Source organism: Streptomyces sp. NPDC127595, assembly GCF_042671685.1.
Lineage (GTDB): Bacteria > Actinomycetota > Actinomycetes > Streptomycetales > Streptomycetaceae > Streptomyces.
Window position 1 is genome coordinate 1,366,097 of the sequence record NZ_JBHXWK010000001.1, and the last position, 13,795, is coordinate 1,379,891.

Annotated in this window: 14 protein-coding genes; 8 read left to right on the forward strand and 6 right to left on the reverse strand. The window is 68.7% G+C overall.

The genetic code is table 11. The features are described 5' to 3' along the window. Positions 1-206: 206 nt before the first annotated feature. From ACFVKT_RS06010 to ACFVKT_RS06020, 3 genes are all read left to right on the forward strand, one after another. On the forward strand, positions 207-1,199 hold the full coding sequence (locus ACFVKT_RS06010) for an NAD(P)H-dependent flavin oxidoreductase (protein ID WP_385727934.1): 993 nt from the start codon (positions 207-209) through the stop codon (positions 1,197-1,199). A 254-nt stretch (positions 1,200-1,453) separates the two neighbouring features. Further along, positions 1,454-2,029: an RNA polymerase sigma factor gene (locus ACFVKT_RS06015; protein ID WP_385728187.1), complete on the forward strand. Its 576-nt coding sequence runs from the start codon at positions 1,454-1,456 to the stop codon at positions 2,027-2,029. A 110-nt stretch (positions 2,030-2,139) separates the two neighbouring features. Continuing rightward, positions 2,140-2,649 carry a hypothetical protein gene (locus tag ACFVKT_RS06020; RefSeq protein ID WP_385727936.1) on the forward strand — a complete coding sequence of 170 codons (510 nt, stop codon included), beginning with the start codon at positions 2,140-2,142 and terminating at the stop codon, positions 2,647-2,649. Positions 2,650-2,981: 332 nt separating this feature from the next. Here ACFVKT_RS06020 and ACFVKT_RS06025 read toward each other — a convergent pair whose 3' ends face one another. Then, positions 2,982-3,704 carry an IclR family transcriptional regulator gene (locus ACFVKT_RS06025; protein ID WP_385728190.1) on the reverse strand — a complete coding sequence of 241 codons (723 nt, stop codon included), beginning with the start codon at positions 3,702-3,704 and terminating at the stop codon, positions 2,982-2,984. A gap of 74 nt (positions 3,705-3,778) precedes the next feature. On the opposite strand from ACFVKT_RS06025, the gene mhpD reads away from it, so the two are divergent. The 3 genes from mhpD to dmpG are packed head-to-tail and all read left to right on the forward strand — an operon-like array spanning position 3,779 to position 6,518. After that, complete coding sequence (gene mhpD / locus ACFVKT_RS06030) at positions 3,779-4,588, forward strand: 2-keto-4-pentenoate hydratase (protein WP_385727938.1); 810 nt, start codon at positions 3,779-3,781, stop codon at positions 4,586-4,588. Then, positions 4,585-5,517, forward strand: coding sequence for an acetaldehyde dehydrogenase (acetylating) (locus tag ACFVKT_RS06035; RefSeq protein WP_385727940.1), 933 nt, complete (start codon positions 4,585-4,587; stop codon positions 5,515-5,517). Before mhpD ends, ACFVKT_RS06035 begins: the two co-directional genes overlap by 4 nt. Next, the gene (gene dmpG / locus ACFVKT_RS06040; RefSeq protein ID WP_385727942.1) at positions 5,514-6,518 is read left to right on the forward strand and encodes a 4-hydroxy-2-oxovalerate aldolase; all 1,005 of its coding nucleotides are present in this window, start codon (positions 5,514-5,516) and stop codon (positions 6,516-6,518) included. Before ACFVKT_RS06035 ends, dmpG begins: the two co-directional genes overlap by 4 nt. Positions 6,519-7,004: 486 nt before the next feature. Here the strand turns inward: dmpG and ACFVKT_RS06045 are convergent, their stop codons facing one another. Then, positions 7,005-7,415 (reverse strand): winged helix-turn-helix transcriptional regulator, encoded by a 411-nt coding sequence (locus ACFVKT_RS06045; protein WP_385727943.1) that lies wholly within the window; start codon positions 7,413-7,415, stop codon positions 7,005-7,007. Positions 7,416-7,515: 100 nt separating this feature from the next. Between ACFVKT_RS06045 and ACFVKT_RS06050 the strand changes: the two genes are divergently transcribed. Further along, positions 7,516-8,373 (forward strand): alpha/beta fold hydrolase, encoded by an 858-nt coding sequence (locus tag ACFVKT_RS06050; RefSeq protein ID WP_385727945.1) that lies wholly within the window; start codon positions 7,516-7,518, stop codon positions 8,371-8,373. 243 nt (positions 8,374-8,616) lie between these two features. Here ACFVKT_RS06050 and ACFVKT_RS06055 read toward each other — a convergent pair whose 3' ends face one another. Then, positions 8,617-9,198 carry an ArsR/SmtB family transcription factor gene (locus ACFVKT_RS06055; protein WP_385727947.1) on the reverse strand — a complete coding sequence of 194 codons (582 nt, stop codon included), beginning with the start codon at positions 9,196-9,198 and terminating at the stop codon, positions 8,617-8,619. A 58-nt stretch (positions 9,199-9,256) separates the two neighbouring features. Between ACFVKT_RS06055 and ACFVKT_RS06060 the strand changes: the two genes are divergently transcribed. Continuing rightward, positions 9,257-9,826, forward strand: a complete 570-nt coding sequence (locus ACFVKT_RS06060) for a dienelactone hydrolase family protein (protein WP_385727948.1) — start codon at positions 9,257-9,259, stop codon at positions 9,824-9,826. Positions 9,827-10,393: 567 nt separating this feature from the next. Here ACFVKT_RS06060 and ACFVKT_RS06065 read toward each other — a convergent pair. From ACFVKT_RS06065 to ACFVKT_RS06075, 3 genes are all read right to left on the reverse strand, one after another. Beyond that, positions 10,394-10,975 (reverse strand): TetR/AcrR family transcriptional regulator, encoded by a 582-nt coding sequence (locus ACFVKT_RS06065; protein WP_385727950.1) that lies wholly within the window; start codon positions 10,973-10,975, stop codon positions 10,394-10,396. Then, entirely contained in the window at positions 10,972-12,141 is a 1,170-nt protein-coding gene (locus ACFVKT_RS06070) for an MFS transporter (protein ID WP_385727952.1), read from the reverse strand. The genes ACFVKT_RS06065 and ACFVKT_RS06070 overlap by 4 nt, the downstream gene beginning before the upstream one ends. Before the next feature lie 601 nt (positions 12,142-12,742). Next, entirely contained in the window at positions 12,743-13,705 is a 963-nt protein-coding gene (locus tag ACFVKT_RS06075; protein ID WP_385727954.1) for an NAD-dependent epimerase/dehydratase family protein, read from the reverse strand. Positions 13,706-13,795: the final 90 nt, after the last annotated feature.

Consider the following 13,795-nt stretch of genomic DNA (forward strand, 5'->3'; position numbering starts at 1 on the left):
GACGTCGGCCCGTGATGCCGTGAAGGTCGTGCTCGGGCGGCGTTCTGAATCCGCTCTGCACCCGCGCCCGGAACCCGATGGCCGACGTAGAGAGCTGCGCCCGGAACACGATGGCCGACGTAGAGAGCTACGTCCGGAACCCGATGGCTGACGCAGAGAGCCACGCCCGCCACAGGGCTGACCCCCAACCCGCTGAAGGACTCGCCATGTCGTTGCCCCCTGTTCTCTCGCTGCCCCTCACGCTTCCCGTCGTGGGCTCGCCGCTGTTCATCGCCTCCGGCCCCGAACTGGTCATAGCCCAGTGCCAGGCCGGGGTCATCGGCTCGTTTCCGGCCCTCAACGCTCGGCCCGCCTCGCTCCTGTCCGACTGGCTCGACCGCATCACAGAGGAGAACGCGTCCTACGCAGCCGCGCACCCGGAGGCCGTCGTCGCCCCGTTCGCGGTGAACCAGATCGTGCACCGCTCCAACGACCGCCTCGAGCGGGACATGGACGTGATCGTGAAGCACCAGGTGCCGATCGTCATCACGTCGCTCGGTGCGCGGCCGGAGATCAACGACGCTGTGCACTCCTACGGAGGCGTCGTGCTCCACGACGTCATCAGCAACGAGTTCGCGCACAAGGCCATCGAAAAGGGAGCCGACGGTGTGATCGGGGTGGCCGCAGGGGCCGGCGGCCACGCCGGCACGCAGTCACCGTTCGCCCTTGTGCAGGAAATCCGGGAATGGTTCGACGGTCCACTGCTGATGTCGGGCGCAATCGCCCACGGCCGCTCCATCCTGGCCGCGCTGGCCGCAGGCGCGGACCTCGCGTACGTAGGCTCCGCATTCCTCTCCACCACTGAGGCGAACAACTCGACCGCGTACAAGCAGATGATCGTCGACAGCGCCGCGAAGGACATCGTCTACAGCAACCTGTTCACCGGTGTCCACGGCAATTACCTGCGCGGCAGCATCTCCGCCGCCGGACTCGACCCGGACAACCTCTCCGAGTCGGATCCGACCGCCATGGACTTCGGCACGAGCAACACCGCGAAGCCGAAGGCATGGAAGGACGTCTGGGGCTCAGGCCAAGGGATCGGTGCCGTCAAACGGAGCACGACTGTCGCAGACCTCGTCGCAACGCTCAAGGAGCAGTACGACGACGCACAGTTCGCCCTGGACACCAAGACACGCACGCGCGGCGTGACCACGCACTGAGCCTGAGCGAACCACCCCTCAGACGTGCCTCGGCTCGTGATGCCGTATAGGTCGAGTTAGGGGCGCACGTTCCGCATCGGGCGTTCTCGCCTCAGCACCCCGGACCCCTCACGCCCCGAATGCCATCGAATCTCCCTGCCGGGACAAGAGGCTCCTTGTGGGTCCTGCGGGACGCGCGCCGCCCCGATGTCTGACTGGCACGCTGCTGATGAAAGGAGTTGGCCGGTGCCGGACACGGACGGGTCGTGGAATCCATGACGGAACAGGAGGCGCGTCGGCAGCGGCGCGCGCGCTTCGAAAGCCTGGCGCACGTGGTGACGGAACCCGTGCACCGGTATCTGTTGCGGCGAACGGCCCCTGACATGGTCGAGGACGTCCTGTCCGAGACGATGCTTGTGCTGTGGCGTCGCATCGACCATGTACCTGGGCTCGGAACGGGTTCCCTGCCCGATCGCGATGAGGTACTCCCTTGGTGCTACGGGGTGGCACGGGGCTGTCTGGCCAATGCCCGCCGGGCGGATGGACGCCGACTCCGCCTGGTGGAGCGGTTGATGCTCGCTCAGCAGCCCCCTGCGGCAGTGGCCGTCGATCACGGCGACCTGCACGCCGCGCTCGGTGCACTCGGGGAACTGGATCGCGAGGTGGTGCGGCTGTGGGCTTGGGAGGGGCTGGCGCCGCGGCAGATCGCGGAGGTGACCGGGCTGACGTCCAATGCGGTGAGCTTGCGGCTTCACCGGGCGAAAAAGAAACTCGCCGATCAGCTGAAGCCGGGGCGAAAGAATGCCGAGCGCCCCGGACACAAGATGGATGAAGGAAGGAGCATTCAGTGAATGACGACGAGTTGTTGGCCCTGCTGAGGGCTGGGGATCCGGCACTGACCTCACGAGCTCCGCTACCCGACATCAATCGTCTTGTGGAGGCTGCCTTGAAAACCGACTCCGTGCTCCAATCGGAAAGCACCGCCATCGACCCCACAACTCGCGCAGCGAAGGTCACCGCGGGAAGGGGACGCCGACGTCTCTCCGGGCTCGCGGCGGCCGCCGCTCTGCTTATCGGCGGGGGCATCGCCGCGGGAATCACAGCGAATTCCGGCAATGGTCACTCGACTGCGGACGGCGCCCCGCTGACTCTCACCGTGGCAGGGGGCTCCTACCCCAAGTGCCAGGCACCTGTTCCCGATCAGCTGGCCGGGTACCCGACGCTCTTCTACGGGACGGCCACCTCCGTGAAGGGGTTCCTGGTCTCCTTCCATGTCGATCACTGGCTGCGCGGTGGTGGTACGGACACGGTCCTGGTGAGCGGCGACTCCGACTTTCCGGAACAGCTGACCTTCACGGTCGGTCAGCATTACATCGTGGCCGCGGACAAGGACGGCACCATTCCCGCGTGCGGCGCGAACGCGGCCTCGGACGAGACCTGGAGGGAGTACAGCCAGGTACTCGGACAATAACGCCAGGGCTTCAGCTCTCTTCTGCGCTGGAGTAATGAGGTTTTCCGAGCACTGCGACGACATGGTCGTGGTGCTCGGGATGACTTGCGAAGCATTGCCGGCCGCGTAATCGGCTCAGACCGCGTACCCGTTGCGGCGGGATCAGTCGATGCCCGTCTCACCAGGTAGGTCTGCACCAGGGCGAGCCTTTGGCCACGTGGATACGGGCCTGTGATGCAAGTTGATCTCCTCGGCCAGTGCCCTGCGCGGGCCCGCGCAACCGTAGGCAACCTGCACCCGCCGTACACGGGGAACCCGCACCTTCCTGGGCCAACGTCCCCCACCCGAGCAGCTCACCGGCCGGACCGCAAAGCCCGCGACAACCCCAGCGCCGCCGTCCTCACCGCCGGTGCCAGCTGAGCCGGCCGGAACCGCGCGCATGGCAGCGCCACCGACAGCGCGGCCACTGCGGTCGGCCCGTCGAAAACGGGCGCCGCGATACAGCTCACCCCCGCCGCGGCCTCTTCCTCCTCGTAGGCCAGGCCCGCGACCTGTGCCTGCTCGACGGCCGTCCGAAGCCTCGCCGGGTCGGTGATCGACCGCGGCGTCAGCTGCGGCAGCGGCCCGGCCAGCACCTCCTCGACCAAATCGGTGCCCGAGAATGCCAGGAGGGCCTTACCGACCGCGGTGCACGTGAGGGGGAGCCGACCGCCGATCCGGGACGGCAGCTGTAGCACGTCGTGGCCGTGGATGCGCTCGACGTAGACCACCTCGTGGCCCTCGCGCACCCCGAGGTGCACGGTCTCGTGCGTAGCTTCGAAGAGGTCCTGGAGGAACGGCAGCGCGGCTTCGCGTAGATCGTGCCGACGCGGCACGAGCGACCCCAGCTCGAAGAGGACACCGCCGAGCCGATAGGTCTCCGCGTCCCGTTCCAGCAGCCCGAGCCTGACCAGGTCGGCGCAGAGCCTGAACATGGTGGTCTTGGGCAGCTTGGTTCGCCTGGCGAGTTCCGTCAGGCGGAACGCCCCACCGTTCGGCCGATAGCAGTCCAGCACAGACACTGCCTTGTCGAGCATATTGCCCTGAGAGCTGTTCCGCGTCATGGAACATATTTTGCCGCACACCGAACCGGGCGCCTATACCTGTGGGCATGAGCACCGATCTCGTGACCAAGGTGGCCGACGTCCTGGCCGAAGCCACCCGAACCGGCACCCCCTGCGCCCCCGTCCGCGCCCTCCTCCCCGACGGCGACATCGAGACCGCCTACGCGGTGCAACGGCTCCACGTCGAGCGAAGCGTGATCGCCGGCCGACGGCTCGTGGGCCGCAAGATCGGGTTGACCTCACCCGCAGTGCAGCGCCAACTCGGGGTCGCACAGCCCGATTTCGGGGCACTGTTCGCGGACATGGCGGTCAGCGAGGGTACGCCGATCGCGGCCGGGCGGCTGCTCCAGCCCAAGGTCGAGGCCGAGGTAGCTCTGGTGCTGGACGCCGATCTGCCGCACCACGACCCCACCGTCGCCGACCTGCTGCGTGCCACCGCCTTCGCGCTGCCCGCGCTGGAGATCGTGGACAGCCGGATCGTCGACTGGGACATCACCATCGTCGACACCGTCGCCGACAACGCCTCCTGTGGACTGTTCGTCCTCGGTGGTACACCCGTCTCGCTGGACCGCGTCGACCTGCGCGGCGTCCGGATGTCCCTGACCAAGAACGGCGAGACCGTCTCCCAGGGCACCGGCGCCGACTGCCTGGGCAGCCCGCTCACCGCCGCCCGCTGGCTCGCCGCCACCCTGGCTGGCCTGGGCGACCCGCTGAGGGCCGGCGACATCGTCCTGACCGGCGCGCTCGGCCCCATGGCCGTCGCAGCCGAGGGCGACGAGTTCGCCGCACGCATCGAGGGCCTCGGCACGGTCGGGGTCGTATTCGCAGGCGAAGCCACCGGGGGAGTCGGAGCATGACCACGAAGGTAGCCGTCATCGGGTCCGGGAACATCGGCACCGATCTGATGATCAAGATCCTGCGGCTCTCCGAATCCCTGGAGATCGCCGCGATGGCCGGCATCGATCCGGACTCGGACGGCCTGGCCCGAGCCCGCCGCCTCAAGGTGGCCACGACCCACGAGGGTGTGGAGGGACTGGTCGCGCTCGACGCCTTCGAGGACGTCTCGATCGTCTTCGATGCCACGTCCGCCGGCGCTCACCGCCGTCACGACGAGGTGCTGCGCGGCCTCGGCCGTACGGTCGTCGACCTCACACCGGCCGCCCTCGGCCCGTACGTCGTCCCGCCCGTCAACGGCGACGCCCACCTGGACGCCCCGAACGTCAATATGGTCACCTGCGGTGGCCAGGCCACGATCCCGGTGGTCGCCGCCGTGCACGCGGTCACGCCGGTCCACTACGGCGAGATCGTCGCCTCGATCTCCTCCCGCTCGGCGGGCCCCGGCACCCGAGCCAACATCGACGAATTCACCGAGACCACATCCGCCGCCATCGAGAAGGTCGGCGGCGCGGCCCGCGGCAAGGCGATCATCGTGCTCAACCCGGCCGACCCGCCTCTGATCATGCGGGACACCGTGCACTGCCTGGTCGGCGACTGCGACGACGCGGCCGTGACGGACTCCGTGGAGGAGATGGTCGCTCGCGTCCAGACGTATGTCCCTGGCTACCGTCTCAAGCAGAAGGTGCAGTTCGAGCGGGTGGCCCCAGACGACCCGCTGCGCACCCTCGTCCCTGACGAGGCCGTGAAGGTGTCCGTCTTCCTTGAGGTGGAGGGCGCCGCCCACTACCTGCCCGCCTACGCCGGCAACCTCGACATCATGACCTCGGCAGCGCTGTGCACCGCCGAGCGCATCGCCGCCCGCCGCGCCCCGGAGGTGGCGTCCCGATGACTCGTCTGTACGTCCAGGACGTCACCTTGCGGGACGGCATGCATGCCGTCCGCCACCGCTACACCCTCGACCAGGCCCGCACCATCGCCGGCGTCCTGGACTCCGCCGGAGTCCGCGCGATCGAGGTCGCCCACGGCGACGGCCTGTCCGGCTCCAGCGTCACCTACGGCGTCGGCGCGCACACCGACTGGGAGTGGATCGAGGCGGTCGTGGGCGCCGTAGGTCAGGCGATCCCCACCACACTCCTCCTGCCCGGCATCGGTACCGTCCACGACCTCAAGCAGGCCTACTCCCTGGGCGTCCGCTCGGTGCGGATAGCCACCCACTGCACCGAGGCCGACATCTCCGCCCAGCACATCGCCGCCGCGCGAGAGCTGGGCATGGATGTGGCGGGCTTCCTGATGATGTCCCACCTCGCCGAGCCCGCCGAACTCGCCCGTCAGGCCAAGCAGATGGAGTCCTACGGCGCCCACTGCGTGTACGTCACCGACTCCGGCGGCAGACTGACGATGGACGGCGTCCGTCACCGCGTCCGCGCCTACCGCGACCTCCTGGACCCGGCGACGGAACTGGGCATCCACGCCCACCACAACCTCGCCCTGGGCGTGGCCAACTCGGTCGTCGCCGTCGAGAACGGCGTCACCCGCGTCGACGCCTCCCTCGCCGGACAGGGTGCAGGGGCGGGCAACTGCCCACTGGAAGCGTTCGTCGCGGTCGCCGACGCGATGGGCTGGGAACACGGCTGCGACCTGTTCCCCCTGATGGACGCCGCTGACGATGTCGTACGCCCCCTTCAGGACCGCCCGGTCCGCGTCGACCGCGAGACCCTCACTCTCGGCTACGCGGGCGTCTACTCCAGCTTCCTGCGGCACGCCGAGGCCGCCGCCCGCAGGTACGGACTGGACACCCGGGCGATCCTGGTCGAGGTGGGTCGCCGCAAGCTGGTCGGCGGCCAGGAGGACATGATCACGGACATTGCCCTGGACCTCGCGGGGAGCTGACGCGCGACGACGGCCACCCTTGTCAGACGGACCGCAGCCGGTCGGTGCGCGTCGGCTCGGACGTCGAACGTTCCGGATCCCGTTCCGCGGCGGGCGCGCCCCGCTCCTTGCCTGGTCATCGGCGTCGACTCGGGCAGGCCGCGCCTGCGTATCCTGCCCACTGGCTGAGCCTGACTCGTACAAACGGTCCGGCCCGCAGGCGTGGGTGTGGCTCCGGGCCGGACCGCTGTTCGCTGGTACGGGCCTGCGGCTGCCCGTCCTCGCCGTCGTGCGTCTCGTCGTCGCTGTGCGGGTCGCGCAGCGGCCGCAGGCCCGGCGCCGGCGGCCGGTTCCTCGAACGCCATCTCCCCGTCGTCCTTCGCCAGTTCCTTCGCCGCCGGCCACTGTGCTGGCGACAGCCCCCCCATCGCCTACGTGGTACCAGGGGCGGCGACTCCGGCTGCATCGACTGCCGAGTCGCCATTGGTGAGCGCGGATCCGGCCTGCCTATCCTTCGCCGACCTCCTGGTCGGCGGCTTCGTTGGCGCAGTCGATCTCGGTCATGTGCTCCTCCGCCCAGGTCCGCAGCCCCGCAAGGGCGACTTCCAGAGACAGCCCGAGTCGGGTGAGTCGGTAGAAGACCCGCGGCGGCACGGTCGGTTCGACCCGGCGCGACACCAGCCCGTCGCGGGTCAGGTTTCGCAGTGTCACGGACAGCATCTTCTGGGAGACGCCGGGCATCCGGCGTCTCAGCTCCGCGAAGCGCACCTCGTCCGGTGCGGCATCGGCGAGCGTCTTGACGGCCATGGACATCCACTTCGTACCGATGCGGTCAAGCAACTGCCGCGTCGGGCACTGGGGATCGAACAGATCGCCGCGCACCCCGCGACCGGCGGTCCGGGCTCCTTGGGTGGTCACCTGCGGCTCACCACCTTCCCTGAAAGTGCCGTCTAGGCAGCGGTCGGACGGTTACCTATCGTGCGGTGGTCACCAATGGTAACCAGTCTGAGGAGTCGTCATGCCCGCCACCACCGCACACCAACTGCGCCGCATCGCGACGAACGGAATCCAGCTCAACGTCGCAATCGCCGGGGACGGACCTGCGGTTCTCCTGCTGCACGGCTTCCCGCACACCTGGCAACTCTGGAGCGGCATCATGGGCCGACTGGCCGGGCAGTACCGGGTCATTGCCCCGGACCTGCGAGGCTTCGGTGCCAGTACACGAGCCGTCGAGGGTTATGACGCAGGCACCCTCGCCGTCGACGCCGAAGGGCTGCTCGGCGCACTCGGCGAGCCCTCGGCAGCAGTGGTGGGCATCGACGCGGGCGCCGCCCCCGCGGTCCTGCTCGCGCTGCGCCGCCCCGGCCTCGTCCGGCGCCTCGTCGTGATGGAGGCACTGCTCGGCCGCCTGCCCGGAGCAGAACACGTCATCGCGGGCGGCGCCCCGTGGTGGTTCGGCTTCCACGCCGTCCCCGGCCTCGCCGAGACCGTCCTGGCCCGCAACGAGGCCCCGTACATCGACTGGTTCCTCGACTCGGGGACGCTCGGACGAGGAGTACCCGACGATATCCGTGCGGCCTTCGTCCACGCGTTCACCGGCAGCGAGGCCCTGCGCTGCGCGTTCTCCTATTACCGGGCCCTGCCCACCAGCGCGCAGCAGATACAGGACGCCGTCGCGACGGCTCGCTTGACGATGCCCACCATGGCTGTCGGCTCGCACCCCGTCGGCACCGGCCTCGAACGCCAGCTCCGTCCCATCGCCGATGACCTGGTCGGACACCACCTCCGGGACTGCGGCCACATCATCCCCCTCGACCGCCCCGACGCACTGTTCGCGCTCCTTGCTCCCTTCCTCTCCGCCGATCTGCCGAAGTGAACGGAGCGGGGCCGAAGGATCACGGCCGGCGGTTCGGGCGTTCGTCCCAGCGGTGAGTTGTCCAGGACCGCCGGATCAGGCTCCAGCGTCCTCGCCTGGGTGCCGTCCAGCACGTATATCGCCGTCACGGCACGACGGATACGTCCAGCTCGAAGGGTGGGGTTGCTGTCTGAGTTGGGGCCACGGTGGTGAAGGCCGGCCGCTGCAGGCCTTGGCTCCGGACGGCACGACCTGCAGTGCAGGTCAGTCCGCCGCGGACTCGGCCTCTGGCAGCGCCGGATGGTCGGTCGGGTAGAGGCCGGCGGCGAAGCCGTACACCACGTCGCCTCCGCGCGGCAGTTGCGCGTAGTCGTTGGCAAGCTCAAGGACTCGCGCCCAGAACTCGTGGGCCTGCTCCCGCGGGATCCGCACATGCCGCATGATCGAGGAGAGTTCGTCTGCCTGGTGCGCGGGGGCCGACTCGACCGCGGCCGTGGCGAGATCGTTGTTGCAGTACGGCGCGGTGCCCTCCTCGGTCGGGCTGACAGCGCCGACACGGAAGATGCGTGCGGTGCGGCCGTAGTAGCGCTCGTCGATGGCCCGCACCCGGCGGGTCCGTACGACTTTCAGCAGCTGGGCATCCATCAGGGCGCTCACGTGGTGCGCGACCGTGCTTTTGGGGCGGCCGAGTGCGGAGGCCAGTTCGGTCACCGTCGCGGCGCGTTCGAGGAGCAGCTCGAGGATGGCGTTGCGCAGGGGGTTGGCCAGCGCGCGGAGCTGGGCCGGGGCTGTCACATCTGTGACGTCGGAGAGGTCGTAGTCGGGGAGGCTGGGATTGTTCGACACTCTTCGATTATTCTAGAGTTCCGGATCATTCGCTACCCACCAGCAAGGGGTTTGGGCCATGGCAGAGGTCGTACTGTTCCATCACTCGCAGGGGCTGACAGCGGGAGTCGTCGCTTTCGCCGACGAGCTCCGCGCGGTCGGCCACACGGTCCACACGCCCGACCTTTTCGACGGGCGCACCTTCGACTCCCTCGAAGAGGGCCAGAGCTACGTCGAGGAGCTCGGCTTCGGCGAGATAATTGAGCGTGGCGTCCGCGCGGCCGAACTCCTGCCGCAGGACGCCGTTTACGCCGGCTTCTCACTCGGTGTGCTGCCCGCCCAGAAGCTGGCGCAGACGCGGGCGGGCGCACAGGGCGCGCTCCTGTTCCAGGCCTGCATCCCCGTCTCGGAGTTCGGCGTGGCCTGGCCCAACGGCGTGCCGGTGCAGGTGCATGCGAAGGAAGCCGATCCGTTCTTCGCCGAGGACATCGACGCTGCCCGCGCCCTCGTCTCCGACGGCGCCGACGCGGAGTTGTTCCTGTACCCCGGGGACCAGCACCTGTTCACGGACAGTTCGCTGCCGTCCTACGACCCGGACGCCGCCAAGCTCCTGACCCGGCGGACGATCGAGTTCCTCGGCTCGCGCTAGGTCGTCGACGGGTCCTGCGCACAGTCACAGGTGCCGGGATGCGACGGCCACGCTGCCGCGGGAGACGCACTCTCTCTTGACGTACTCTCTCTTGTCGAAACGCGTGGCCGCCGCCCCGTTCGCCTTCAACTGGTTGATCAGCCGCTCGATTTCGTTTCTGCGGACATGGCGTGCTGTATCGAAGCCGGCGGCCCACGGGCGGTGTCGGAACTGCCCTACATTCCCTGCTCCTCCCAGCGGGCGCGGGTCGACAACCGCCGGTTGACGACTGCCTCCGAGTCCGTTCCGCACGAACATTGCGGAACGTCCCTCCAGGCTCCTGACAACAGTGGGGCGCTCGGCCTGGTCAGGGGTCGGCGTGCGTCGTCCCGACGCCGGATCATCACGACCGGCGCGCTCGTAGCCGTGGTGAATCAAGAACCCGCAGGTCACGCTCGTGCCAGATGCCGACGACAGGCCGGAAGGTCGGCCGCGATGGCTCCGTGACAACGATGGACTCAATCCATACGAAATCGCAGGTGGGCCAAGGCTCAAAGATCTGCACCCGATGACCTTTGGTTGGCGACGCTAGGCGGCGCCGATGAGCGTTTCGGCGGCGGCTCGTGTGGCGGCGATCAGCCTGCTGCGCCTGCTGCTGCTGAGGACGACGACACCGGCGCCGTGAAACAGCATGTCCAGCTGGGCGGCGAGCATCTCGGGATCCCGCACGTCTGCCCGGGTGGCCAGTTCTGTGAACAGCTCATGGACCGCGGCACGGTAGGCGTCGGTGGCCCGCTGGACCTGCACGCCCGTGGCGGGCTCGGCGCTGGCCCGCGCGAACGCGCAGCCACGATACGTACGGCGCCGCAGCCAGTGCGCCTGCGTGTCGAACACCGCGAGGATGCCGTCATGAGGATCCGAGAGCCGTCCGGCGGCGGTGCGCAGTTCGGCCAGATTCCGCTCGTGCCGGGCGCCCAGGTACGCGACGACGAGCTCCTCCTTGCTACCGAACAGGCGGTACAGCGATGCCTTGGCCACCCCGGCGTGCTCGATCACGCGGTCGATGCCGACGGCGTGCACACCCTCGCTGTAGAAGAGTTCGTCGGCGGAGGCAAGCAGGCGTTCGCGGGGGGAGTGCGACGCCGCTTTGCCGGTGATGCGAGTGGTCACGAGTTCGTCCCTTCCTTGTCGCCGGTCAGGCGGAGGACGCCGGCCGCCGTCACGGCGAGCAGCGCGAGGACGGCGATGTAGCCGAGCGTCGTCGCGGTCAGGTTTCCGGTGCTCTGCAGCACGATGCCCGCCACGATGGCCGGTACGCCGAACCCGAGGTAGGAAGCGACGTAGAGCAGCGACAACGTGCCGGCGCGCTCGGACTCGTCGACGGCGGGCAGCACCAGGTCCATAGCCCCGCGGAAGCCGAAGCCGAATCCGGTGCCCGCCACCACCGCACCCGCCAGCAGGAGCCACATCTGGTCCAACAGCAGCGAGAACGCGGTGATCACGACCGCCATCAGCAGGCCCGCGATGCCGTATGCCAGCGACCTGCGCCCGGCCAGCCCGGCGGTGGAGAACGCGACCACCGGGGCCACCGCCCCGACGATCGCGATGGGCAGGGCGCCGAGTATGGGGGATGACGAACCGGTGAGCAGGGCGGCGAGGTGCGGGCCGAACGCCCCGAACAGACCCGATACGGCCCAGACGGAGAACAGCACGGGCACGGCGGCGCCCAGCAGCGCCAGTATTCGGCGCGGTGCGTGCAGCCTGGGCTGTAGGGAACGCAGCGCTCCCGGTGTGCGCGGCGCGGTCTCCGGCAACCGCGACACCGCGACGATCTGCAATACCAGCAGGATGGCGAACACCAGGTACACCAGGCGGGTCGGCATGGGCCCGAATGTGACCAGCACGGCCGATCCCAGAGCCCCGACTGCCGACCCGATCGGAGGCGCTGCGGAGTTCGCGATCCGGCCGCGCTCGGCGTCGGTGTCGAGCAGTGCCGCCCCCACCGCCGCGAGACCTGCGCCCGTGGACAGACCCTGAAGCACACGCCCCACGAGCAGCTCGCCGACTCCTTGAGCAGTGGCGAACACGAGCATCGCCACCACCTGCACGAGGAGTGCAGGCCAGATGACCGCCCGACGTCCGATGTGGTCGGAGACCCGACCGAACACCAGCAGGGCCAGCAGCAACGCGAGGGCGTACGCGCCGAACACCACCGATGTCGCCGCCGCCGACATACCCCACAGCTGGGAATAGACGCCGTAGAGCGGTGTCGGGGCGCTGGAGGTCGCGAGGAACATCGCGCTGATCGAGGTCAGCAGCGCGATATGCACCGTCACGCCGGGACGTGCTGACACTGCCCAGCCTGGTCGAGTGTCCGTTGCAGTCATGTCCACAGCGTACCCCGGATGAGACAGATCTGTCTGTTCGAAACAGACAGGTCTGTCTCAAGCTTGGTTCGCCCGCGCGGAAAGCGCGCTCGGGCGGGCCGGACGAGCTGCCTTGTACGGGGACCCCACAGCCGTGAAACCGGTTCGTATCAAAGTCGAGGACGGTGTGGTCGGCTCCGGCAAGGGGCCGTCCCCGCGAGAGCGGGGAGCACCCTCGCGGGCGGCCTTGACGCACCGCTGTCCGGCCGGGCCAGGGAGTACGCGATCTCGGCCAGGCTCCGCCGCCGTGGGTGGACCACCGCCGGGCGCCGGTTCTCAGCCGGTATGTGTGGCAGCCGCCACCACACTTCTCCGTCTCGCTGCGCAACAGCAGCTGCGCCGCACGCACCAGTACGCTCAGCAGCGCCGACTTGCCTGCTCCCAGCTTGCCGGTGATCACCCGCAGGGAACTGAGATCTGCACCCAACGGAATCAGCGGCCGGTGACCGGGGGCGGTGCCAGGGTGCTGATCAGCAGTCGCTTGAGTGACACCTCTGACTCCTGTTCGGCGTCAGCGCAGTTCGGCCAGTCCCTCCTCCTGGGTCTTAATGGGCTGGTAGCCGAGTTCCGTGCGTGCTTTGGTGATGTCGATGGTGCACTCGCGGCTGGACACCCAAAGGCTCATGTAGTCGAGCGGGGGCGCGCCTTTGAGCCGCAGGCTGCGCCAGAGTGTTTCGCCGGCTGCGGCAACCGTCTTGGCGACGCCGTAGGGCAGCGACCGGGTCGGCGCGGAGACGCCCTGGGTGGCCAGCAGTTCGGTGAGGATGTCGCGGAAGACGACGGGCGTCCCGTCGGTCACGAAGTACGCCTGGCCGGGGCGGCCACGCTCGGCCGCGAGCATCAGCCCTTCCACGACGTTGTCGACGTGCGTGGTGTCGGTGAGGTGCCGGCCACCGTCGATCCATGCGAAGCGGCCACTGTTGACGACATCCACCAGCGCGGGCAGCACCGAGGTGTCTCCCGCGCCCCAGACGAAACGCGGACGCAGTACGACAGTCTCCAGACTGCCGTTGGCTTCGATCACGATCTGTTCAGCGGCCGCCTTGGACGCGGCGTAGGGGGCGCGCGAGTCCGGCCGCAGCGGGGCCGACTCGTTCACATCGACCAGCGGCTGGCCGTTCATGAGAGCTGCCTCGGTACCAACGTGGACCAGTCGTCGCACTCCGGCCTCGTGAGCGGCGCGCACGAGGTTGGCGGTGCCGTCCACGTTGTCGGTCCAAAATTGCTTGCGGGTGCCCGGGCCGGCGACGCGGGCTGCGGAATGGAAGGCCAGCTCGCTTCCCGCTGCGGCGGCACGCAGTCCGGCCACGTCTGTCAGGTCCCCCCGCACCGGGACGGCGCCCAGGTCTTCGACCTTCCCGGCCGCGGTGTCACTTCGCGCCAGTGCGCGAACGGCATACCCCTGCTTGATCAAGCGCGTGATCAGCCGGCTCCCGACGAACCCTGAACCGCCGGTGACGAAGGCAGTAGCCATGGCAAGGCTCCTTACTATAGTGATCGGTATAGCTATGTCGGTCACTATACTTACGGGCATGGCGAGACCCAAGTCGGATTCACGTGAAAA